General features: G+C 55.7%; 18 protein-coding genes. All 18 read left to right on the top strand.

Annotation, left to right across the window (positions count from 1 at the left end; genetic code table 11):
* Nucleotides 1-115: 115 nt before the first annotated feature.
* The 18 genes from wbaP to MHZ97_RS07050 all read left to right on the top strand — a co-directional run bounded on the left by wbaP (nt 116) and on the right by MHZ97_RS07050 (nt 22,213).
* Nucleotides 116-1,549 carry an undecaprenyl-phosphate galactose phosphotransferase WbaP gene (wbaP, locus tag MHZ97_RS07135; RefSeq protein ID WP_103794061.1) on the top strand — a complete coding sequence of 478 codons (1,434 nt, stop codon included), beginning with the start codon at nt 116-118 and terminating at the stop codon, nt 1,547-1,549.
* Nucleotides 1,550-1,842: 293 nt separating this feature from the next.
* On the top strand, nt 1,843-2,982 hold the full coding sequence (locus tag MHZ97_RS07130; RefSeq protein ID WP_033750198.1) for a polysaccharide export protein: 1,140 nt from the start codon (nt 1,843-1,845) through the stop codon (nt 2,980-2,982).
* Nucleotides 2,983-2,990: 8 nt separating this feature from the next.
* Entirely contained in the window at nt 2,991-3,425 is a 435-nt protein-coding gene (locus MHZ97_RS07125; RefSeq protein ID WP_239313799.1) for a protein tyrosine phosphatase, read from the top strand.
* 12 nt (nt 3,426-3,437) lie between these two features.
* On the top strand, nt 3,438-5,615 hold the full coding sequence (gene wzc, locus MHZ97_RS07120) for a tyrosine-protein kinase Wzc (RefSeq protein WP_103794059.1): 2,178 nt from the start codon (nt 3,438-3,440) through the stop codon (nt 5,613-5,615).
* A gap of 239 nt (nt 5,616-5,854) precedes the next feature.
* Nucleotides 5,855-6,991 carry an EpsG family protein gene (locus MHZ97_RS07115; protein ID WP_103794058.1) on the top strand — a complete coding sequence of 379 codons (1,137 nt, stop codon included), beginning with the start codon at nt 5,855-5,857 and terminating at the stop codon, nt 6,989-6,991.
* A gap of 13 nt (nt 6,992-7,004) precedes the next feature.
* On the top strand, nt 7,005-7,727 hold the full coding sequence (locus MHZ97_RS07110) for an SGNH/GDSL hydrolase family protein (protein WP_103794057.1): 723 nt from the start codon (nt 7,005-7,007) through the stop codon (nt 7,725-7,727).
* 32 nt (nt 7,728-7,759) lie between these two features.
* Nucleotides 7,760-8,962: an acyltransferase gene (locus MHZ97_RS07105; protein ID WP_239313802.1), complete on the top strand. Its 1,203-nt coding sequence runs from the start codon at nt 7,760-7,762 to the stop codon at nt 8,960-8,962.
* 81 nt (nt 8,963-9,043) lie between these two features.
* Nucleotides 9,044-9,961: a glycosyltransferase family 2 protein gene (locus MHZ97_RS07100; RefSeq protein WP_103794434.1), complete on the top strand. Its 918-nt coding sequence runs from the start codon at nt 9,044-9,046 to the stop codon at nt 9,959-9,961.
* 65 nt (nt 9,962-10,026) lie between these two features.
* Nucleotides 10,027-10,779, top strand: a complete 753-nt coding sequence (locus MHZ97_RS07095; RefSeq protein WP_103794055.1) for a glycosyltransferase family 2 protein — start codon at nt 10,027-10,029, stop codon at nt 10,777-10,779.
* Between the two features lie 40 nt (nt 10,780-10,819).
* On the top strand, nt 10,820-11,854 hold the full coding sequence (locus tag MHZ97_RS07090; protein WP_103794054.1) for a glycosyltransferase: 1,035 nt from the start codon (nt 10,820-10,822) through the stop codon (nt 11,852-11,854).
* A gap of 90 nt (nt 11,855-11,944) precedes the next feature.
* Complete coding sequence (locus tag MHZ97_RS07085) at nt 11,945-14,155, top strand: phage tailspike protein (protein ID WP_239313805.1); 2,211 nt, start codon at nt 11,945-11,947, stop codon at nt 14,153-14,155.
* A 186-nt stretch (nt 14,156-14,341) separates the two neighbouring features.
* Complete coding sequence (gene wcaK / locus MHZ97_RS07080) at nt 14,342-15,604, top strand: colanic acid biosynthesis pyruvyl transferase WcaK (protein WP_239313808.1); 1,263 nt, start codon at nt 14,342-14,344, stop codon at nt 15,602-15,604.
* A 4-nt stretch (nt 15,605-15,608) separates the two neighbouring features.
* Nucleotides 15,609-16,832: a glycosyltransferase gene (locus tag MHZ97_RS07075; protein WP_103794051.1), complete on the top strand. Its 1,224-nt coding sequence runs from the start codon at nt 15,609-15,611 to the stop codon at nt 16,830-16,832.
* Nucleotides 16,829-18,169: an MOP flippase family protein gene (locus MHZ97_RS07070; protein WP_239313811.1), complete on the top strand. Its 1,341-nt coding sequence runs from the start codon at nt 16,829-16,831 to the stop codon at nt 18,167-18,169. Before MHZ97_RS07075 ends, MHZ97_RS07070 begins: the two co-directional genes overlap by 4 nt.
* A gap of 275 nt (nt 18,170-18,444) precedes the next feature.
* Nucleotides 18,445-19,341, top strand: coding sequence for a UTP--glucose-1-phosphate uridylyltransferase GalF (galF, locus tag MHZ97_RS07065; RefSeq protein WP_103794049.1), 897 nt, complete (start codon nt 18,445-18,447; stop codon nt 19,339-19,341).
* 53 nt (nt 19,342-19,394) lie between these two features.
* A complete protein-coding gene (galE, locus tag MHZ97_RS07060; protein ID WP_103794048.1) occupies nt 19,395-20,408 on the top strand; it encodes a UDP-glucose 4-epimerase GalE in 1,014 nt (337 codons plus the stop codon).
* Between the two features lie 300 nt (nt 20,409-20,708).
* Nucleotides 20,709-21,476 carry an ABC transporter permease gene (locus MHZ97_RS07055; protein WP_103794047.1) on the top strand — a complete coding sequence of 256 codons (768 nt, stop codon included), beginning with the start codon at nt 20,709-20,711 and terminating at the stop codon, nt 21,474-21,476.
* Nucleotides 21,476-22,213 carry an ABC transporter ATP-binding protein gene (locus MHZ97_RS07050; RefSeq protein ID WP_239313814.1) on the top strand — a complete coding sequence of 246 codons (738 nt, stop codon included), beginning with the start codon at nt 21,476-21,478 and terminating at the stop codon, nt 22,211-22,213. Before MHZ97_RS07055 ends, MHZ97_RS07050 begins: the two co-directional genes overlap by 1 nt.
* The last annotated feature ends 5 nt before the right edge of the window (nt 22,214-22,218 follow it).

Raw genomic sequence — 22,218 nt, 5'->3', positions numbered from 1 at the left:
AGACGTACCCTGGAACTCCCCTCAGTTACGCATATGTCGACGAGAGACTGGTTCGCTCAATTATTACACAGCTCAGGGCGTCACGGGTTAAAGGAAATAAAATAAAGAGTTAAATATGCGCGATACTGAAATTACGTTTAAAAGTCTTTTCACTAAATTGTTGTTGGCAGGTTCGGATTTAATTTGTTTTAACGCAGCATTATTCATCGCGCTGGCGTTAATTAATATGATGTCTGATTCACCGCTGGCAGATATTTCTGAAAAAGATCTGAATTTGAAAATAGCTACGCATATTCTCCTGTCGGTAATTTGCGTCGGATGGTTCTGGGTCAGGCTGCGTCACTTTACCTACCGCAAACCATTCTGGTTCGAGCTGAAAGAAGTTTTTCGTACCATTCTTATTTTTTCTATTATCGACCTGTCGATTACCGCGCTGTCACAGTGGCAAATGTCGCGCTTCGTCTGGTTGCTGACCTGGGTGCTGGCGCTGGTGTTGATTCCGCTGTCGCGCGCGGTGGTCAAACATATGCTTAATCACTATGGCCTGTGGAAAAAGCAGACCATTATTATCGGCAGCAGCAAGAACGCGCAGGAAGCCTGGCAGGCGCTGCAGAGCGAAGAGGTGATGGGCTTCGACGTTATCGCCTTTTACGACGTCGACGGCAGCTGCCCGCAGGCGAGCATCTCCGGCGTGCCGGTGCTGCGCGAAGAGGCCGAACTCTGGAACCTGACCCACAGCGAAACGCAGTTTATCGTGGCGGTCGAGTTTGAGCAGAGCCAGTATCGCGACGTATGGCTGAAGAACCTGGCGATGCACAACTGCCGCTCGGTCTCTGTTATCCCGACGCTGCGCGGCGTGCCGCTCTACGGCACCGACATGGCCTACATCTTCAGCCATGAAGTGATGATCCTGCGCGTGAATAACAACCTGGCGAAGCGCACCTCGCGCTTCCTGAAGCGGGCATTCGATATCGTCGGCGCGCTGTCGATTATTATCATGCTGCTGCCTGCGCTGCTGGTGCTCGGCTTTCTGGTCGGCCGCGACGGTGGACCGCCGATTTACGGACATGAACGCGTCGGCATGAACGGCCGCAAGTTCAAATGCCTGAAGTTCCGCTCGATGGTGATCAACTCCAAAGAGGTGCTGGAAGAGGTGCTGCGCACCGACCCCGTGGCGCGCGCCGAGTGGGATAAAGATTTCAAACTGAAAAACGATCCACGCATCACTAAGGTCGGCCACTTCATCCGCAAAACCAGTCTGGATGAACTGCCGCAGCTGTGGAACGTTGTGCGCGGCGACATGAGCCTCGTCGGTCCGCGCCCGGTGATTGAAGATGAACTTTGCCGTTATGCCGGGGATGTCGACTACTATCTGATGGCGAAGCCAGGCATGACGGGATTGTGGCAGGTCAGCGGTCGTAACGACGTTGATTACGAAACGCGTGTCTATTTCGATTCGTGGTACGTAAAAAACTGGTCGCTGTGGAACGATATCGCCATTTTGTTCAAAACGGTTGGTGTCGTACTGAAGCGCGATGGGGCGTATTGATAGCAGGCGAGTGCGGGGAGTGAAGCTCAGACGCTCCCTGATTTCAAGCGCCGCTGCTGGCAACGTCATTGGCGATAGCCGCCATTATCGTGGCTGAAGGAAGCCGTTAACGGGTGGAACGCAACGCATGCGTTTGCTTATTCATCTGTTAACGGTAGCAACAAAAAAGAGTTAGGGAGCAAGTGATAATGACAGGCATTTTCAGTGCTTAGGCTGGCGAGTTTATTTTTTTTCAGCGCTTACACAGCGGCGTTTTCGCCTCTATCAATCAATAACTGATAGCGAAGATCTAAATGATTACAATCAAAACGAAATTGATACCCATGCTGGTATCCGCCACATTTCTCTCAGGGTGTACGGTTGTTCCAGGCCAGCACCTTTCCACTAGCGGAAAAGATGTCGTTGAGCAGCAGGACAGCAACTATGACATCGATAAGTATGTCAATGTCTTCCCGTTAACGCCGCGCCTGGTTGAGCAGATGCGTCCCAAGCCGCTGGTGGCGCAAGCTAACCCAGGGCTGCAGAACGAAATTCAGAACTATGAATACCGCATCGGCATCGGCGACGTGATTAACGTAACCGTATGGGATCACCCGGAGCTGACGACGCCGGCTGGCCAGTACCGCAGCGCCAGCGACACCGGCAACTGGGTACACTCTGACGGCACCATCTTCTACCCCTATATCGGCAAAGTCCGCGTCGTTGGCCGCACGGTCACCGAAGTGCGCGGTGAGATTGCGCGTCGCCTGGCGCAGTATATCGAGAGCCCGCAGGTTGACGTCAGCATCGCCTCCTTTAAGTCGCAGAAAACCTACGTGACCGGCGCGGTGACCACCTCAGGTCAGCAGCCGATCACCAACGTGCCGCTGACGGTGCTGGACGCCATCAACGCCGCGGGCGGTCTGGCGGCAGACGCCGACTGGCGCAACGTGGTGCTGACGCACAACGGCACCGAGCAGCGCATCTCGCTGCAGGCGCTGATGCAGAACGGCGACCTGAGCCAGAACCACCTGCTCTACCCGGGCGACATCCTTTACGTGCCGCGCAACGACGACCTGAAAGTTTTCGTTATGGGCGAAGTCCGTCAGCAGTCGACGCTGAAAATGGACCGCAGCGGCATGACGCTGGCGGAAGCGCTGGGCAACGCGCAGGGCATGGATCAGACTGCCGCTGACGCCACCGGCGTGTTCGTTATCCGTCCGATTCGCGGCACCAACCGCACCAAGATCGCCAACATCTATCAGCTGAACACCAAAGATGCGGCGGCGATGGTCATGGGTACCGAATTCCAACTTGAACCTTACGATATCGTGTATGTCACCTCGACGCCGCTGACGCGTTGGAACCGCGTGATTTCGCAGCTGCTGCCGACCATCGCCGGCATCAACGATGCGAGCGAGGCGGCGCTGCGTTTCCGCAACTGGTCGAACTAGGTTAAGCCATGATTACCTCCGTGTTAGTGGTCTGCGTCGGCAACATCTGCCGCTCTCCTACCGGAGAGCGCTTACTGAAGCGCGCGCTGCCGGAAAAGCGCATCGCCTCGGCGGGGCTTGGCGCCCTCAAGGGCTATCCGGCGGACCAAACCGCCAGCGAGGTGGCTGCACGCCATGGCCTCTCGCTGGAGGGGCATCACGCGCAGCAGCTCACTGCCAGTATGTGCCGCGATTTCGACCTGATTCTGGTGATGGAAAAACGTCATATCGAACAGGTCAATCGCATCGATCCAGCCGCGCGCGGAAAAACCATGCTGCTTGGGCACTGGCTCAACCAACAGGAAATCGCGGATCCGTATAGAAAAAGTCGTGAGGCCTTTGAAGAGATTTACGGGTTACTGGAAAACGCTACCCAGAAATGGGTCAACGTATTAAGCCGATAGTTGGGATTATCCATGAATATTAAAAATAAGGTTATGACCGCGCCAAGAGAGGAGTCCACAGGATTCGATCTTGGCCACCTTTTGGGACAGCTGATCGATCATCGCTGGATCATTGTCGCCGTAACCGCCTTCTTTATGCTGGTGGGAACGCTCTACACACTTTTTGCAACGCCGATTTACAGCGCTGACGCCATGGTGCAGGTCGAGCAGAAGAACAGCAGCACCGTGCTCTCCGATCTGCAAAGCATCATTCCAGCGACGCCGGAATCGGACACCGAGATTCAGATCCTGGAATCGCGCATGGTGATCGGCAAGACCGTGAGCGATCTCGGTCTGGACACCGTGGTGGAGCAGAAATACTTCCCGATCATCGGTAAAGGTCTGTCGCGCCTGATGGGCAATAAACCGGCGCAGATCGCTATCTCGCGTCTGGAGATCCCGCGCACCGTCGACAAGCGCAGCGTTGAGCTGGAAGTGAACAGCCCGACAACCTATACCGTGACCAAAGATGGCGACGAGCTGTTTAAAGGCCAGGTGGGTCGTCTGGAGCAGCATGGCGAAATCACTATGCTGGTCAGCGGCATCCAGGCGGAAGAGGGCACCAGCTTCACCGTCACCAAGCTGAACGAGCTGCAGGCGATCAACTCCGTGCTGGCGAACCTGACCGTTGCTGACAAGGGCAAAGACACCGGCGTGCTGGGTCTGCAGTATGTCGGCGAAGATCCGGAGCGCATCAGCCAGGTGCTGAACCAGATCGTCAACAACTATCTGCTGCAAAACGTCGAGCGCAAATCTGAGCAGGCTGAGAAGAGCCTCGAGTTTCTGCGCAACCAGCTGCCGCAGGTGCGCGCCAAGCTGGACGATGCTGAGAACAAGCTGAACACCTTCCGTCGTCAGAACGAATCGGTGGATATGTCGCTGGAAGCGAAATCAGCGCTCGACTCCTCCGTCAGCGTGCAGAGCCAGCTCAACGAGCTGACCTTCCGCGAAGCTGAAGTGTCGCAGCTGTTCACCAAAGACCACCCGACCTACCGCGCGCTGCTGGAAAAACGCAAAACGCTGGAAGGCGAGCAGGCGCAGCTGAACAAGAAAATCTCCCAGATGCCGCAGACGCAGCAAGAGATCCTGCGCCTGACGCGTGACGTGCAGGCGGGTCAGGAGATCTACATGCAGCTGCTGAACCGTCAGCAGGAGCTGGGCATCAGTAAAGCCAGCACCGTCGGCGACGTACGCATCATCGACAACGCCGAAACGGCTAACGCGCCGGTCGCGCCGAAGAAAGCGCTGATTATTGTCGCCAGCCTGCTGTTTGGTCTGGTTGTCTCTGTGGGTCTGGTACTGCTGAAGGCGCTGCTGCATCACGGCATCGAGAACCCGGAACAGCTGGAAGAGCTGGGTATGAACGTCTATGCGAGCGTGCCGCTCTCTGAATGGCAGCGTAAGAAAGACACCGAAGCGCTGGCGCGTCGCGGTCATAAAGTGAAGACCGATCCGCACGAAACGCTGCTGGCGCTGGGCAACCCGACCGACCTCTCTATCGAAGCGATCCGTAGCCTGCGTACCAGCCTGCACTTCGCGATGATGGAAGCGAAGAACAACATCCTGATGATCACCGGCGCGAGCCCAGGCATTGGTAAAACCTTTATCTGTGCCAACCTGGCGACGCTGGTGGCGAAAGCGGGTCAGCGCGTGCTGTTTATCGACGGTGATATGCGTCGCGGCTATACCCACGACCTGATCGGTGCGGAGAACAAGTCTGGTCTCTCTAACGTGCTCTCCGGCAAAACCGAGTTTACCCCGGCGATGATCCAGCGCGGCGCATACGGCTTCGACTTCCTGCCGCGCGGCCAGGTGCCGCCGAACCCGTCGGAGCTGCTGATGCACCGTCGCATGGGCGAGCTGCTGGATTGGGCGAGCAAGAACTACGACCTGGTGCTGATCGATACGCCGCCGATTCTGGCCGTCACCGACGCCTCGATTATCGGCAAGCTGGCGGGCACCTCGCTGATGGTGGCGCGCTTTGAGACCAACACCACCAAAGAGATCGACGTCAGCTTCAAGCGCTTCGCGCAGAACGGTATCGAGATCAAAGGCGTGATTCTGAACGCCGTGGTGCGTAAAGCCGCCAACGCCTACGGGTATGGCTACGACTATTACGACTACGAATATGGCAAGCCGACCAAAAGCTAAACTTTGACGATTAACGGGGCGGCGAGACCGCCCCTTTTTATCGTCTCTTAAAGACGACACGCAACGATGTACACAGGTGATTCTGTGTTTCGCGCCAGACGCCACGCATAACACGCATAACCGGGCGGGCGCCCATAACAGAATGGTTCAGCAACAGGCAGGCGCCTTGAGGCGCGGCTTTACGCAGAAGGCGTAAACGCCTGTCGAGCTGGCAACGTGTGGAATTAAGGAATCACACCATGGCTCCATATTGGTATATATCAGGGTTTCTGCTGCTGATTTCGATCGTAGAAATCCTGCTGAAAAAAGACGAACGCACCACGCACATCCTGACTTATCTGCTTTGCATCGCCGCTGCGACGCTGGTGGTGTTTGGCGGTATCCGCGGCCTCGGCACCGGCATGGATGATTATCAGTACCGCAGCTTTTTCGCCGACTTTATCAACCGCATTCAGGTTAACGGCTTCGCCAACACAGTGGCCTTTTTCCGCTATGAACCGCTGATTTTTGGCCTGGCCTGGCTCACCAGCCTGGTGTCACACAACGCCGACGTTTTCCTGTTTATCTTCTGCCTGCTGGCGGTAGCGGTTAACGCCGTCTTCTTTAAAAAGATGTCGCCTTATCCCATTCTGGCGCTGGCGCTCTATTCGGCGCATATCTTTATTAACAAAGATATGAACCAGATCCGCTTCGGCCTCAGTTCGGCGCTGTTTCTCGGCGTGATCTGGTATATCTATCTGAAGCGTTACTGGATGGCGCTCGCCTTTACCCTGCTGTCGTTTTTCAGCCACAACACCGCGGTAATGGTGGTGACCATTGTGCCGTTCCTGTTTATCCGCGACTCGCGCTGGTGGCCGGTGGCGATTATCCTGCTGAGTATCCCCGCCTCAAAAGTTGGCGGCACCAGCTTTATCTCGCTGATTTCGGCACATCTGGGATCGCTGGGGGAGAGGGCGGAAGGCTACAGCAACGAGACCTCCAATACCGGTGAAGGCAGTATCTTCTCGGTATCGAACCTGAAAAACATCATGCTGGTGTTTATCTTCGTCTACTTCCTGCTGAGTAACGAGATTAAAAAGTATAACTACCAGCAGTATCGCCTTAACTACCTGCTGGTGCTGACCTTCGCCATCGGCGGCGGCATCCGCATCTTCTTCTATAACTATTCGTCGGGCGCGCGCCTCTCCAACTACCTGTTGCAGGTCGAGCCGATTATTTTAGCCTCGCTGGTCTATCAGGTGCGTCCGATACTCAAGCCGGCAATGTTCGCGATGTTCGCTTTCTTCCTTGTCTACTACCTCTACTACAACACGATTTCTCTGAAGCAGGCCGTTGTCGGCTATGAAGTGGCTCAGGGATTCAGGCTGTTCCATTAACCGGGGAGGTAACATGACTAAATCACTTATTGCCGCAGCGATCCTTTCACTCTCCTGCTTCGCGCAGGCCGCCGATCGCGGCGCATTTATTATCGACGCCTACGGCGACTCCACCACGGCGGGCGTCACCTCCTCTGGCGGAAAAAATATTATCGCGCCAGGCAACGAGATGGCTTATCTGCAGCAAATGCTGCAGAGCAAATATGGCAGCGCTATTGAGGTGAAAAACCACGGCGTGCCCGGGGCGCAGGCGGCGGAGCTGCTCTACAAGAAGGGCACTGACGATACCAGCCCCTGGCGCGAGCGCATGGCGAACTCCAGCGCGCAGCTGATCCTGCTTAACTACGCCATTAACGATGCACGTCACTACTTTTTTAAAGACAAGAACGCCCATCTGGAAAGCCCGGAAGAGTACGGCCGCATTATGACCGCGCTGGTGAAAGAGGCGAAGGCGCACAACAAGCTGGTGGTGCTGCAGGAGCCTAACCCTATCTGCGGCAAGGTCGAGCGCTGGAATGTCTGGCCCTACGTCTATCAGCTTAACGCGGTCGCGAAGGCGGAAGGCGTGCCGGTGGTGAAGCAGTGGTCGGCCATTAAGGCGCAGCGCGACTGGCAGAGCGGCATGTCGGCGGATTGCATTCATCCCTCCGAATCGCTTTATAAGCTAAAAGCGCAGCAGACCTTCGACGTCATCAGCGCCAGCTTCGGCAAACAGCTGGCGCAGCCGGGTAGCTAAATTCAACTTCCCTCTGGGCTTCAGGAGTTGTCATGTATGTATTAATCATGGTGGTGTCGTTCTGTCTGGCGCTGCTTATTCTGCGCGCGACCGGCTTCCATAAAGATGTCTATAACGGCAGCGGCATTAAGAGCATCTCTGGGCTGCGCGCGCTGCTGGCCAGCATCGTCGCCTTTTCCCATCTGGTGCACTATCTCTATTCACTGGACGGCAACTGGATCTTCGATAAGGACTACTTTGTCTGGTTCTCCGAAGGCAACTTTTTCGTCAACGCCGGCAAGTTCGGCGTACTGCTGTTCTTTATGATCTCGGCGTTTCTGTTCTATCGCTGGCTGGACAACGACGGCATGCCGGCGAGCCAGCTCACCTGGAAGCTGCTGAAGTCGCGCGTGCGCCGTATCGTGCCGATGTTCTGGTTCTCCGGGCTGGTGATCATTCTGGTCGGTCTGGTGCAGGGCGATTTGCAGATCGACGCGCACAGCATTACCGACGCCGTGCTCTGGCTGCTGTTCGTCGGCAGCTATCATATGGGTGATTTTCTCACCGCTGACGTTAACGCTGGCGTGGAATGGACGCTGCGTCTTGAGTGGCTGCTCTATCTCTCTATTCCGCTGATTTTCGTGGTGAACCGTGCCACCCGTGGCAAATATAAAACCCTGCTGATCCTCGGCTCTATCGGCGCAATTTTCTGCGTCGCCGTGGCGCTGCGCCTGTGGGGCAAAACCTATACCGACCCGCGTCCGGTGCTGGGCTTTGCCATGGGCTACTTCGCCTACACCTGGCGCGACCGGCTGGTGGGCTTTAGAGAGTCGCGCGTTGCGGGCGTGGCCTGCATCCTGCTGGCGATTTTCGCGCTCGCCTTCACCAGCAACGCCTTCTGGTATCTGGTGTTCCTCTGCTGCCTGACGGCGATCTTCTTCGTGGTAAGCAGCGGCAATAACCTGCTGGGGATGCTGGAGAACAAAACCCTGATGTCGATCGGCGAGGTGAGCTACAGCCTCTATCTGATCCACGGCGTGGTGCTCTACTTTATCAAGCAGATCCCGCAGAGCATGGTGCCGCACAACATGGTGGCTTACACCCTGATCTCCACGCTGTTCTTCGTGCTCTCGTTCTACGTGGCGAAGTTGACCTATCTCTATGTTGAAAAGCCGTTTATCGGCAGCAGCAACAAGAAGAAGGTGGCGGCCGAGGTGGCGCCGACAAAGCAGGATCGCTCCGGTAACCCTTACTGATTGACGGGACTGCGTCCGGCGCCGCGCGGCACGCAGTCCGTTTTTTTATCGATTTCAGCCCTGTTTTTAAGAGGTACTGGCATGAAGGACATTCGTTTCTCCATTGTAATCCCCGCGTATAACGCGTCGCAGTCGATCGTCGCGACGCTGGATTGCGTCAAGGCGCAGAGCTACCGCAATTTCGAAGTGATTATCGTTGACGACAAATCCGCCGATGCGGCGGCCCTGGCGGAGGTAGTCAACAGCGAGCGCTATCAGGAGCTGGGCATTAACCTGGTGCTCTCCGAGGTGAAACTGAACGGCGCAGGCGCGCGCAACAAAGGGATTGAGCTGGCGACAGGGGACTACATCAGCTTTCTCGACGCCGACGACGAGTGGCACGCTGATAAGCTGCTTGAGACCAGCCGCAAAATCGAGCAGCTGGAAGCGCAGGGCAAAAGCAAATTTGTGATCTACAGCCAGGTGAACATCTATCAGGACGGCAGCTTCCTGAAGGTGATGCCGATGCAGTCGCCGGGCAAGAACGAAACCGTGGCGGAATATCTTTTCGGCTGTTACGGCTTTATCCAGACCAGCACCATCGTGCTGAAGCGTGAGGACGCCTTGCGCATCCAGTTTGATACGCGCTACATCCGCCATCAGGATTACGACTTCTGCATTCGCGCCGATCGCCTCGGCTATGAGTTTGTGATGATCGCGCGCCCGCTCGCCACCTACCATCTGGTCACGAAATTTGGATCCAAACATAAAGGCGAATCGGTGAAATATTCGCTTTTCTGGCTGGATGCCATGAAGCCGCACCTGACCGCGCGCGATATCGACACCTACAAGGCGTTTAAGCTGCCGCTGCGCTACAAAATGGACGGCAAATCGCTGATGGCGAGCCTGACCTTTGCGCGCTACTTCTTTCTCACCAACAAAGATAACCAGGCCTACTTCCTTAACCGCGTGAAAGACAAGTTAAGGGCGCGGCTGGGCGGTGAGAAAGCGGTTTCCTGACTTCTTCTTGCTCCCCAGTGCGGGAGCGTTTTCCCGGAAAGACACTTTTTTATTCAGGTATGAATATGACGAATCATGTTGGCACCGTAGGCATTGTGATGCCGATGTATAACGCTCGCCAGACGGTTTTACGCGCCGTGCAGTCGGTAATGAACCAGACCTGGCCGGACTGGCACCTTTACCTGATCAACGACAAATCTACCGATGATTCGCTGGCGCTGGTGCGCGAGCACTGTAACGATCCGCGTATTACCATCCTCGACAACGAGGTGAACCTCGGCGCGGCGGAGACCCGTAACGTCGGGCTGCGCGCGGCGAAAGAGGAGATCATCGCCTTTCTCGACAGCGATGACGAATGGCACGTCGACAAGCTGGCGCAGCAGGCGGCCGCTATCGCCGCCGGCGACGATTTTGTGATCACCGAATATCACTACAAAACCAAAAACGCCGATCACGACATTACCTACAGCAAACCCTATCTGCAGCAGGAAAACTTCGTGAAGAAGCAGTATCGCGTCTGCTTCTCCTCGGTCTGCTTCCGCCGCCCGCCGCAGGGCATTTTCTTCCAGCGTAAAGGGCACGAAGATTTCCTGTTCCTCTACGAACTCTTCACCCGCTATAAACAGGCGCGCGTGATCCAGAGCATCCTCGTCAACTACTACGAATTAGGCGATTCCCTTTCGCGCAACAAGAATAAAGCGGCGAAATGGCACCTGGAATTATTAAGAATTATCTATAAAAACAATCCTTTAAAAATCTATTACTATTACGGCTGGTATATGGTGAACGGCGTGCTGTTTACCCTCAAGCATCGATAACAGGATTGTCTTTTTACTCTTTTGAGGTGGGTAGCGTTAAATGAAAAAAATCGTCCTGGTGATCAAAGATGCCTATTCGTACGCCGGCACTGAGAACATCTGTAACTTTATGTCCGAGTGTCTGGGCGAAACGCATGACGTCACCATCTATTCGCTGGAAGGCAGCGGTAAAACCTTCTATCCCTTTGAGCACGTGAAAGAGATCGTCAGCTTCGAGGGGCACAGCAATCCGATCAAAAGCATCGTCAAACGCATTCACAGCGAAGAGGTCGATAGCGTATTTCTTATCAGCATGGGGCGCCTGAGCGTGATGTTCGCCTTCTGGAGCCTGCTCTCCGGCAAGAAGAAGCGCTTCAAGGCCTATGCCTGTGAACATATCGCCATCAACTCCTTCAGCAAGCCGATCAAACTCCTCAAGTACCTGCTGCTGCGCTACTACGATCGGGTCATCGTCCTGACCGACAAAGACCACCAGGTCTTTTCCCGCTGGCGCATTCCGAGCAAGCAAATTCCCAATCCGGTGGTCTACAAAGCCTTTGAGCGCACCTCGCGCAGCCGTCAGGCGCTGGCGGTGGGCCGTCTCGATCATCAGAAAGGATTCGATCTGCTGCTCGATATCTGGCGCGACTTCGCGCAGACCCATCCGGAATGGACGTTGGTCATCGCCGGCGACGGCGAACTGCGCCAGCAGCTGGAAGATCAGGCGGCGGCGCTCGGCATCAGCGGCCGCGTCAACTTTGTCGGCCGCGTCAGCAATATCAACGACTACTACCGCGACAGCGATATGGCGCTGATGACCTCGCGTTATGAAGGGCTGCCGCTGGTGCTGCTGGAAGCCAAATCCTGGTCGCTGCCGGTGGTGGCCTATGACTGCCCGACCGGCCCGCAGGAGATTATCAACCAGGGCGAAGATGGCTTCCTGGTGCCGATGAATGACAAAGCGACCTTCCTGGCGCGCATGGATCAGCTCGCCAGCGACGACGCGCTCTTCTACGCCATGAGTCAGAAAACAAAAATTACCGCGCTGAAATTTGACGGTAAGCAGATCAAGCAGAGCTGGCTGGCGCTGGTTTAACAGCGGCAAGGGACGGGCCCGATTGCAACGTGCCTCAGGGGACACTGTTATGGCCCATTGCGCGGCCCCATCGACTACGGGATTAGATGCATGAAAAGAAGAGAAGTCTTGCAGAGCGCAGCCTCCTCCATTGTTGCCGCACTCTCCGTCAGTGCGTTCTCCAGCCACGCCGCGAAAAACAGCGGCGTCACCCTGAAAACGGTCGATCCGGCGGCGGTGCCGAAAGGCGACGTGCCGATTCTGACCCCGGAGAACCTCTACGCCATGCCGCCGCAGTTCTGGCAGGGCTTCGAAGGAGAGCTCTGGATCGGCAAAGCGGGCAGCGACGCCAGCCAGGCCGGCAACCAGATCCCGGTTTTCCTGCGCGACGACAGCGGCAAGCTGGCGCAAATCACCCAGCCCATCGCGCTCAACAAAGGCAGCTTCGCCCGCTTCGTTCACGACAACGCCGCGCTGATCGCCGACCCGGCGCACTCCATGACGGTGAAAGACAAAGACGGCAATACGCTGTTTAACATTCCCGACGTCAGCCGTCCGGGGCAGGCGGCGTTCAGCCAGCGCCTGGCGCAGCCGGGCGGCTACCAGCTGATTGGCGAGATCGCCTCGGTTGAGGAGCTGCGCAAAACCCGTCCGCTGTTTGAAGGGGCGAAAATCAAGCTAAAAAGCTGGCATGAAGGGCTGGAAGTAGGCGGCGGCGAGTTCGTCGGCAGCTTCCAGAGCGTGAAAGATGACGGCGGCGTAAACTTTGCCGGCGAGGGCTTTTACTGGCGCCGCGTGGTAGACGACTTTAACCGCCTGTCGCTGTTCGACTTTGGCGCCATCGCCGACGGCAAAACCGACGCCGCACCCGCCATCAAGGCGATGTACCAGTGGTCGGAACAGGCGCAGCAGCCTATCTGCGTGCAGTTCCCTGCCGGCACCTTCTTTGTCTCCGCCTGCGATTTCGGCAGCGAAGGCCGCCGCTTTTTCCGCATCTCTGGCGCGATGGTTAACTTCGGCTACTTCCCGGCCACTACTATCATCTCCGACGGCCAGTCGGAGTTCGTCTTCGACGTCAACGCGCGCTGGGTGGAGATCTCTAACCTGATCTTCAACGGCAACAGCGACAAGCGGCCCAATAAACAGGGGCTGTTTCGCAACACCTGCGACGGCGGCCAGTTCTTCCGCGGCGCCTGCCTGCGTTTCAACGCGGTGGGCGGCACTGCGCTCAGCCTGCTGGATACGCTCGACTGCAAAATCGACCAGTGGTACGCCTCGCGCTGCACCGGCGACGTGATTAAAGCGGGCTGGTCAGGCCGTAAAGCGGGCGCCTGGGATCACAGCACCGCTATCGAGCTTTCTAACTTCAACGCGCAGAACTGCCGCGGCGGCATGGTGCTTAACCTGCCGCGCTGCAGCCAGTCGATTATTCATAATGGCTGGATCGAGCACTGCGACCATCCGGGCGATATCTCCAACGGCCAGTGGATCGTCGATGCGCTGAGCCTGGAAGATTGTAAAAATCCGCTGATTGCGCACAACTCGCGCCTCAATATGCGCCAGACCAATTTACAGTCCGGTAGCTGGATCGATAACTCCGATCAGGGCGAGCGCTGGCTTAACGTCTGGGAGATGGGATCGACGCGCGTGGAGTCTTACGGCGTCGCCATCGACGGCAGTCTGAAATACAACTACATCACCTCGCGCTGGCGGCTGGTGAACAACAGCGACCAGCAGACCTGGTTCGAGCTGGGCACGATCTATTCCCCTGATGTCGGCGACGCCTGGGAGATCGAAATCTTTGGTCAGTCGGAGTTCAGCAACGGCAGCACTAGCCAGCCGCTGATGAACCCGATCGCCGATCGTTCGACCGGCGGCCGCGCGGTAATCCACGTGCAGCGCAAGAAGAGCAAGGCGGAGGCGAGCTGGTCGGCGGAGGGGAGCAGCCCGGTGGTCGAGGTGCGCTACGTCGCCACCAGCGACAGCGAAGTGCGCCTCTTCGTTAAGCTGGCGGGCTGGACGCCGTCGGCGGTGGTGCTGATGAAGACCACCAGCAAAGACCGCTTCGCCACCGGCCGCTGCGCCCGCGTCAGCGCCAGCATGGAGAAGGCCACGCCGCCGTCCGGCAACGTGGCGGCGCCGCAGCGCTTCAGCCTGCATAACGGCAAGGCGGGCATCGGCGGCAACGAGCAGGGCGATCTGCTGCTGGCCTCGCGCGCGCTGCATGCCGATCAGGTCGACACCAGCAAGCCGAAAGGCTTTATCTCAATGGTGATTAATGGCGAACAGTGCGCCGTGCCCTATTTCGCCGTGAAGGGCTAATAACCTCTTACCGCGCGCAGGGAAGCGCGCGAGCAGCACCCTCTGGAGCGTTTTTTAGCTTGTCTTTTGGTTGTTTTTTAAACACAGAGTTTACTTTGCCCGTCAGGACAGGGCGGTTTGTTTATCCGACGCATCGCAGCAGTACCGGCCGGGTAAAAAATTAAAAGAATTTTTTCGGAGTTTTGGATGAAAATTTTATTGGTGGGTAACCACACGTGTGGGAATCGCGGGGATGGCGCGATTCTCCGCGGGCTGATCGATTCAATACATGCCGCCCGCAGTGACATAGAGATTGATGTGATCAGCCGTTATCCAACGAGCTCTGGGTATTTGCTCCAGCAGGACATTAAGCAGGACTCGCTGTTTCTGCACAACAGCAAAGGGGCGAAGGGCCTTATTGGCACGGTTAAGCGCAAGATTGCCAACCGGCTGATGCCGAACATTATGATGGCGCATCTCGGCAAAGGCGGCCCGTTTAAATCCTTCGCCGTACCGGCACATCTGCAGACCTTTGCCGACAGCCTGAAGCAGTATGACGCGATTATTCAGGTCGGCGGCTCCTTCTTCGTCGATCTCTACGGCGTGACGCAGTTCGACCATGCGCTCTGCGCCCTGATGACGAAAAAGCCGATCTATCTGATCGGCCACTCGGTCGGCCCTTTTCAGAATCCGCGCGTTAACGCGCTGGCGAACTTTGTTTTTGACCGCGTCGACAGCCTGGTGCTACGCGAATCGGTCAGCCTCGATCTGATGAAAAAAGATGGCGTGACCACGCGCAAAGTCGCCCCCGGCGTCGACACCGCCTTTCTGGTGCGCGCGCGCAGCGTCGAACAGCCGAGCCATAACCTGCTGCACTGGCAGAAGATTATCAGCAGCCGCAAAACCATTGCTATCACCGTGCGCGAGCTGGCGCCGTTCGACAAGCGGCTGGGCGTAACGCAGCAGGAGTATGAGGCCGCCTTTGGCCGCGTCATCAACGCGATGATCGCCGAAGGCTATCAGGTGGTGGCGTTTTCAACCTGCACCGGCATCGACAGCTATGCCAAAGACGATCGTATGGTGGCGCTGACGCTGCGCGACAGCGTCGAGCGCCCGGAGAATTACCACGTCATTATGGATGAGTTCAACGACCTGGAGCTGGGCATTCTGCTGAGCCACTGCCATCTCACCATCGGCACGCGCCTGCACTCCGCCATTATCTCCATGAACTTCGGCACGCCGGCCGTGGCTATTAACTACGAACACAAGTCGATGGGCGTAATGAATCAGCTCGGTCTGCCGCAGATGGCGACCGACGTGAAGAGCCTGATGGACGGCTCGCTGATCGGCAAAGTTAACGAGGTGCTGGCGAATTACGACGCCATCAGGCAGCAGGTCAATACGGCGGTTGCGCATGAGCGCGAAGTCGGTAACCGGATCACAGAAGAGATCCTCAACGTATTGGGGTAATGCTATGAAACTGACTTTTTTCACCATGCGTTTCCCGGTCGCCTCTGAGACCTTCGTGCTGAACCAGGTGACCCATTTTATCGACGCCGGCTACGACGTAGAGATTATCTCTGTGTTCCCTGGCGATCTGGTGAACCGTCACGCGGCCTTCGACGAATATCAGCTGGCGGCGCGCACCCACTATCTGCTGCCGGAAGAGAAAGTCTCGAATATCGACAAGCTCAACCAGCGGCTGAAGCTGGTGCTGCCGAAAGTGGCGAAGCCTGCGCTAATCCGCTCGCTGAACGTGCGCCGCTACGGCGCGCAGTCCAGCAAGCTACTGCTGCCCTCTATCGTGGCCAATACCCGCCAGCCCTATACCGCCGACGTGTTCCTTGTACACTTCGGCTATGCGGGCGCGCTGGCCAACAAGCTGCGCGAGCTGGGCGTGCTGGTGGGCAAACAGGCGACGGTGTTTCACGGCGCGGATATTTCTCGCCGCCATATCCTGGAAGAGCACAAGCAGGACTACGTCAATCTGTTCGAACAGAGCGAGCTGCTGCTGCCGATTAGCCATCTCTGGGAGCGCAAGCTGATCGAGATGGGCTGCCCGCCGGAGAAGATCCACGTCACCCGCATGGGCATCGAGCCGGAGAAGTTCAGCTTTGAGCCGCGCCAGGCGTTTCACTCGCCGCTGCGCATTGTTTCCGTGGCGCGTCTTACCGAGAAGAAGGGGCTCGACGTGGCGGTGAAGGCCAGCGAGATCCTGAAGCAGCGCGGCGGGCAGTTTGAGTTCACCATTATCGGCAACGGCGACCAGGATGAGATGATGCGCGAGCATATTGCCAACGCCGGCCTGGAAGATTGCGTCAGCATGCCGGGCTTTAAGCCGCAGGAGGCGATCCGCGCCGCCCTGAGCGAAGCGGATATTTTCCTGCTGCCATCTAAAACCGCCGCCGATGGCGATATGGAGGGCATTCCGGTCGCGCTGATGGAGGCGATGGCGGTGGGTCTGCCGGTGGTGTCCACCTTCCACAGCGGCATTCCTGAGCTGATTGAGAACGGCGTCTCGGGCTGGCTGGTGCCGGAAGATGACGCCGAGGCGCTGGCCGATACGCTCTTCAGGCTGTCGCAGGGCGATATTGACGTCGCGCCGGTGGTTGCGGCGGCGCGGCATAAAGTTGAAACGGAATTTAACCAGCATATCGCCTACGGCGAGCTGGCGAGGCTTCTGGAGCAGCTGGCGTGAGTGGTTTGAAAAAACAGGCGATTTGGCTGTTTGGTAGTACCTGTTTCGCCGCGCTGCTGCAGGTGCTGCAGCTTAGCGTGCTGGCGCGCAAGCTGGAAGCGCATGAGCTGGGGCTGCTGGCGATCATCAACGCCATTCTGGCGGTGGCGACCGTGCTGCAGGATATGGGGATGAGCAGCTATATCGTGCATCGGCAGCAGATCACCCGGCGCGAGCAGAGCACTATCTACTGGGTCAACGTCTCGCTGAGTCTGGCCACCGGCCTGATCCTGCTCGGCATCGCTTATCCCATCGCCTGGTTCTACCACCTGCCGGAGCTGGTGGGGCTGATTATGCTGACCAGCCTGAACTTCCTGGTGCTGGGGCATCTGTCTCAGTATCAGGCGCACTATATCAAGACCAAACGTATGGTGCTGCTGGCGAAAATCGAGATGGCCACTAAGCTGTTCGCTTTCGCCTGTACCGTAGCGATGCTCTACTTCACCTCGCTGACGGTGGCAGCGGCGATCCTTGGCCTGTTTATCAACGCCTTTACCCGCATCCTCTGTATGATCGCCTTTGGCGAGAAGTCCTGGCGGCCCGGGTGGGAGTTTGACAAAGCGACCTTTATCAGCGCGGTGCGCTACGGCATCTATCAGCTCGGCTCGCAGACTATCAACCAGCTGCGCACCCAGGCGGACGCGCTGATTGTTGGCAAGGTGATGGGCGCCGAGATGCTCGGCATCTACTCGCTGGCGAAAGAGCTGATCCTTCAGCCGCTGAAGCTGGTATCGCCGGTGATCAACCGCCTGGCGCTGCCGCGCTTCGCCGAGAAACAGCAGGATCCGGAGCAGCTGAAAAAGCTGTTCCTGAAGGGCACCTTTGTCATCATGCTGTTCAGCAGCGCCATGTATCTCGCCATCGGCATCCTCTCGCCGGTGATTGTGCGCGTGCTCTATGGCGCGTCGCACGAGCAGGTCTACCATCTGATCCCGCTGATGCTGCTGTTTGGCATGCTGCGACCGATGGGCGGGCTGACCGGCGCGATTTCCCAGGCCAACGGACGCACCAGCGTTGAGTTCTACTGGAATGTGGTCGCGAGTCTGGTGGTGCTGGCGGTGCTGGCGACCACCTTTATCTGGCCGAATGTGCTCTATGTGGCGCTGACGCTGTCGATCTCGCAGGTGCTGATCTCCGCCTTCGCCCACCCGTTCTTTATCAGGCCGGTGATTGGTATTCGCTTTATGCCCTATGCGCGACAGTGGGTGTCGGTATCGGCGCTATTTATCGCGGCGATCGGGCTGGTGAGCCATTTCAACCTGTTTATCATGCCGGAGTGGTTTGAAGGCTGGCTCTGATCGACCTCTCCTGTCTCGGGCGGCCAGCGTGCCGCCCGACTCTTTTTTAGCCTGGCATTGCCCCTGATTATGTAGCGTGCCCGGTACAGGTTTTAACACCTGGGTTAGCGCTTGTCTTTACTCACTTTATGGCGCCTCTGAACAGTGGGAAAAAGATGAATTTCTAAGGGATGACAGGCATTTAGTGTCGGATTTTCGGATAAAGATTATACTTGCAGTTCTGGCCGATCCTGCATAATCGGCCGCACGTATTCACTTCATGAAATGGAAAAAATATGACCAAGCTTAAAGCAGTAATCCCGGTTGCGGGTCTCGGTATGCATATGCTCCCGGCGACGAAAGCAATTCCAAAAGAGATGCTGCCTGTCGTTGATAAGCCGATGATTCAATACATCATTGATGAGTGCGTTGCAGCAGGCATCAAAGAGATCGTGCTGGTCACCCATGCTTCCAAAAATGCGGTGGAAAACCACTTCGACACCACTTACGAGCTGGAAGCGCTGCTTGAAGCGCGCGTAAAACGTCAGCTGCTGAGCGAAGTGCAGTCAATTTGCCCGCCGGGCGTCACTATTATGAACGTTCGTCAGGCGCAGCCGCTGGGCCTCGGCCACTCTATTCTGTGCGCACGCCCGATGATTGGCGATAACCCCTTCGTCGTGGTGCTGCCGGACGTGCTGCTGGATGATTCCACCGCCGACCACCTGCGCTATAACCTCGCCGCTATGGTGGCGCGTTTCGAAGAGACCGGCCACAGCCAGGTGCTGGCGCAGCATATGCCGACCGCCGATCTCTCTGAGTACTCAGTGATCACCACCGAGCAGCCGCTGGACAACCCAGGGGACGTCAGCACGATCACCAACTTCGTCGAGAAACCGGAAGAGCCGGCACCGCTGAACTCCGATCTGGCCGCGGTCGGCCGCTATGTGCTCTCCGCTGATATCTGGGGCGAGCTGGAGCGCACCGAGCCAGGCGCGTGGGGCCGTATTCAGCTTACCGATGCGATCGCCAGCCTGAGCCAGAAGAAGCCGGTTGACGCCGCCCTGCTGATGGGTCGCAGCTTCGACTGCGGTCGTAAACTCGGCTATATGCAGGCGTTCGTTTCTTACGGCCTGCGCAGCAACGGCATGGGACAGGAATTCCGCGCCGCTATCGAGAAAATTCTGGCAAAATAACCTTTTCTCACGTTTTGCCGCGCCCTGACGCGGCAGCTTAGACAGGAGCACACATGGCTATTTTGGTAACGGGCGGGGCGGGATATATCGGCTCGCATACGGTGCTGGCGTTATTGCAGCGCGGCGACGACGTTGTGGTACTGGATAACCTGTGCAACGCCTCGCGCGAGGCGATTAATCGCGTTGAGAAGCTGGCAGGTAAAAAAGCGACCTTTGTCGAAGGCGATATCCGCGACCGCGCCTGCCTGCGCGATCTCTTCGCCAGCAGCGACATCGAAGCGGTGATTCACTTCGCCGCGCTGAAAGCGGTAGGGGAGTCGACCCGCATGCCGCTGGAGTATTACGAGAACAACGTTGCCGGCACCGTAGTGCTGCTGGAAGAGATGCGCGCCGCTGGCGTCTATAACTTTATCTTCAGCTCTTCCGCCACCGTTTACGGCGCTGACGCCCCGGTTCCCTATGTGGAAACCACGCCGATTGGCGGCACCACCAGCCCTTACGGCACCTCCAAGCTGATGATTGAGCTGGTGATGCGTGACTTCGCCTTCGCCGAACCGAAATTCAAAGCCATCGCGCTGCGCTACTTCAATCCGGTAGGCGCTCACGAGTCTGGCGAGATTGGCGAAGACCCGACCGGCATTCCCAACAACCTGCTGCCCTATATCGCGCAGGTGGCAATCGGTCGTCTGCCGCAGCTCGGCGTGTTCGGCGGCGATTACCCGACGCCGGATGGGACCTGTCAGCGCGACTACATTCACGTCGTCGACCTGGCGGAAGGGCATCTGAAAGCGCTCGATCACTTACCCAGGGTGGAAGGCTATAAGGCCTACAACCTCGGCGCGGGTAAAGGCTACTCGGTGCTGGAGATGATCAAGGCGTTTGAAGCGGCGTCCGGCAAGCAGATTCCTTATGAGATCAAACCGCGTCGCGACGGCGACCTGGCGGCCTTCTGGGCCGATGCGAGCCTGGCGGATAAAGAGCTGGACTGGCGCGTGACGCGCGGGATCGAAGAGATGATGCGCGATACGTGGAAGTGGCAGTCGAAGAATCCGAACGGATTTAAATAACTGATTATTTAATCAAAAGCCTGTCTACGGACAGGCTTTTTTACTTTATAACTAATCTAAATTTGCTGGCTTTGAAGTCTTAGCAGGAAATGCTAATATCAAACGTTTACTATATTTTGTTGCAGCAATCATAAGGCACTGACTGGCAGTTTTAGCCTTTAACATTGTTACAAAAGGACCCGACAACGTGGCTTAGTCTGTAGTTTACTGGTAGCTGTTGAGCCAGGGGCGGTAGCATATTTATTGCGCAAGGCCGAACGTAAATCAATCAATTTGAAAGTTGAATACAGAGCGTAAAGTATGAAGTTTAGTTTAGGTTATCTCATTGATTTAGTATCAGTTATCACTGAGAAAGAGCTCAAAGTTCGATACAAAAGTAGCTTTCTGGGATATTTGTGGTCGATAGCAAACCCATTGCTTTTTGCCATGATCTACTATTTTATTTTCAAACTTATCATGCGGGTACAAATACCTAATTACACCATTTTCATCATTACAGGATTATTTCCGTGGCAATGGTTTGCGAGTACGACATCGAACTCGTTATTTTCATTTATTGCTAACGCCCAGATAATCAAGAAGACAGTATTTCCTCGCTCTGTTATCCCCTTCAGCAATGTTATGATGGAATGTCTGCACTTTTTATGTACTATCCCAGTGATAATTGTTTTTCTGTTTATTTATGACATGACGCCTCACTGGAACTGGATATATGGCATTCCTCTAATCGGCCTGGCGCAACTACTATTTTCATATGGCATTGCCCTTTTTCTCTCGACGCTAAATCTTTTTTTTCGCGACCTGGAGCGTTTTATTACTTTAGGTATCATGTTGCTCTTTTATTGTACTCCGATTCTCTATGCAGGAGATATGATCCCTCAAAATTATCAGTGGTTGATTAACTATAATCCCCTTGCTGATATGATTTTGAGCTGGCGAGAGCTATTTATGAATGGTCACGTCGATTATGAAAAAATCTTATCTTTATATGGAATGAGTGTGGTCACCCTCATCATTGGTTCATGGGTATTCAATAAATTAAAATTCCGATTTGCTGAGATCTTATAATGGAAGTCGCAATAGAATTTAAAGGGGTGACTAAACGTTACCCTTTATATCACCATATTGGTTCTGGTATTAAAGAGCTCATTTTTAATCCAAAGCGTGCTTTGACATTGCTATCTGGCAGAAGTTATTTAGCTATAGAAGATATAAGTTTCACCGTAAATAAAGGTGAATCTGTTGCACTCATTGGGCGAAATGGCGCGGGTAAAAGTACTTCACTAGGCTTGGTTGCAGGAGTAATTAAGCCTAGCGCAGGCTCAGTAACAACTTCAGGAAGAGTCGCCTCAATGCTGGAGCTAGGCGGTGGCTTTCATCCAGAACTGACCGGGCGTGAAAACATTCGGCTCAATGCTACTTTACTTGGTTTACGGCGAAAGCAGCTGAATGAACGGCTGGAAAAGATCATTGAGTTTTCTGAGCTAGGTGAGTTTATCGATGAACCTATCAGAGTGTACTCAAGTGGAATGCTTGCAAAGCTAGGTTTTTCAGTAATTACACAAGTCGATCCGGATATTCTTATTATTGATGAAGTGTTAGCTGTGGGTGATTATGCATTTCAAAAGAAATGTATTGATACCATTGATAAATTCAAAGCTAAAGGGGTGACAATATTATTTGTCAGCCATAATTTAAGTGATATTGAGAAAATTTGCGATCGTGTTATCTGGATTGAAAACCACCGATTAAAAGCGAGTGGCAATGCCGAAAATATATTAAAAGAATATCGTTCTTCAATGTAAGGAAA

This window comes from Pantoea sp. ACRSC, assembly GCF_022346785.1.
Classification (GTDB): Bacteria; Pseudomonadota; Gammaproteobacteria; order Enterobacterales; family Enterobacteriaceae; genus Pantoea; species Pantoea alvi.
The sequence above is the reverse complement of the archived record's forward strand: the minus strand, read 5'-3'. Positions and strand labels throughout refer to the sequence as shown.

Bases quoted from the DNA above. Each gene is read 5' to 3' on its own strand.
- wbaP (WP_103794061.1), top strand. From the start codon at position 116: ATGCGCGATACTGAAATTACGTTTAAAAGTCTTTTCACTAAATTGTTG.
- MHZ97_RS07130 (WP_033750198.1), top strand. From the start codon at position 1,843: ATGATTACAATCAAAACGAAATTGATACCCATGCTGGTATCCGCCACA.
- MHZ97_RS07125 (WP_239313799.1), top strand. From the start codon at position 2,991: ATGATTACCTCCGTGTTAGTGGTCTGCGTCGGCAACATCTGCCGCTCT.
- wzc (WP_103794059.1), top strand. From the start codon at position 3,438: ATGAATATTAAAAATAAGGTTATGACCGCGCCAAGAGAGGAGTCCACA.
- MHZ97_RS07115 (WP_103794058.1), top strand. From the start codon at position 5,855: ATGGCTCCATATTGGTATATATCAGGGTTTCTGCTGCTGATTTCGATC.
- MHZ97_RS07110 (WP_103794057.1), top strand. From the start codon at position 7,005: ATGACTAAATCACTTATTGCCGCAGCGATCCTTTCACTCTCCTGCTTC.
- MHZ97_RS07105 (WP_239313802.1), top strand. From the start codon at position 7,760: ATGTATGTATTAATCATGGTGGTGTCGTTCTGTCTGGCGCTGCTTATT.
- MHZ97_RS07100 (WP_103794434.1), top strand. From the start codon at position 9,044: ATGAAGGACATTCGTTTCTCCATTGTAATCCCCGCGTATAACGCGTCG.
- MHZ97_RS07095 (WP_103794055.1), top strand. From the start codon at position 10,027: ATGACGAATCATGTTGGCACCGTAGGCATTGTGATGCCGATGTATAAC.
- MHZ97_RS07090 (WP_103794054.1), top strand. From the start codon at position 10,820: ATGAAAAAAATCGTCCTGGTGATCAAAGATGCCTATTCGTACGCCGGC.
- MHZ97_RS07085 (WP_239313805.1), top strand. From the start codon at position 11,945: ATGAAAAGAAGAGAAGTCTTGCAGAGCGCAGCCTCCTCCATTGTTGCC.
- wcaK (WP_239313808.1), top strand. From the start codon at position 14,342: ATGAAAATTTTATTGGTGGGTAACCACACGTGTGGGAATCGCGGGGAT.
- MHZ97_RS07075 (WP_103794051.1), top strand. From the start codon at position 15,609: ATGAAACTGACTTTTTTCACCATGCGTTTCCCGGTCGCCTCTGAGACC.
- galF (WP_103794049.1), top strand. From the start codon at position 18,445: ATGACCAAGCTTAAAGCAGTAATCCCGGTTGCGGGTCTCGGTATGCAT.
- galE (WP_103794048.1), top strand. From the start codon at position 19,395: ATGGCTATTTTGGTAACGGGCGGGGCGGGATATATCGGCTCGCATACG.
- MHZ97_RS07055 (WP_103794047.1), top strand. From the start codon at position 20,709: ATGAAGTTTAGTTTAGGTTATCTCATTGATTTAGTATCAGTTATCACT.
- MHZ97_RS07050 (WP_239313814.1), top strand. From the start codon at position 21,476: ATGGAAGTCGCAATAGAATTTAAAGGGGTGACTAAACGTTACCCTTTA.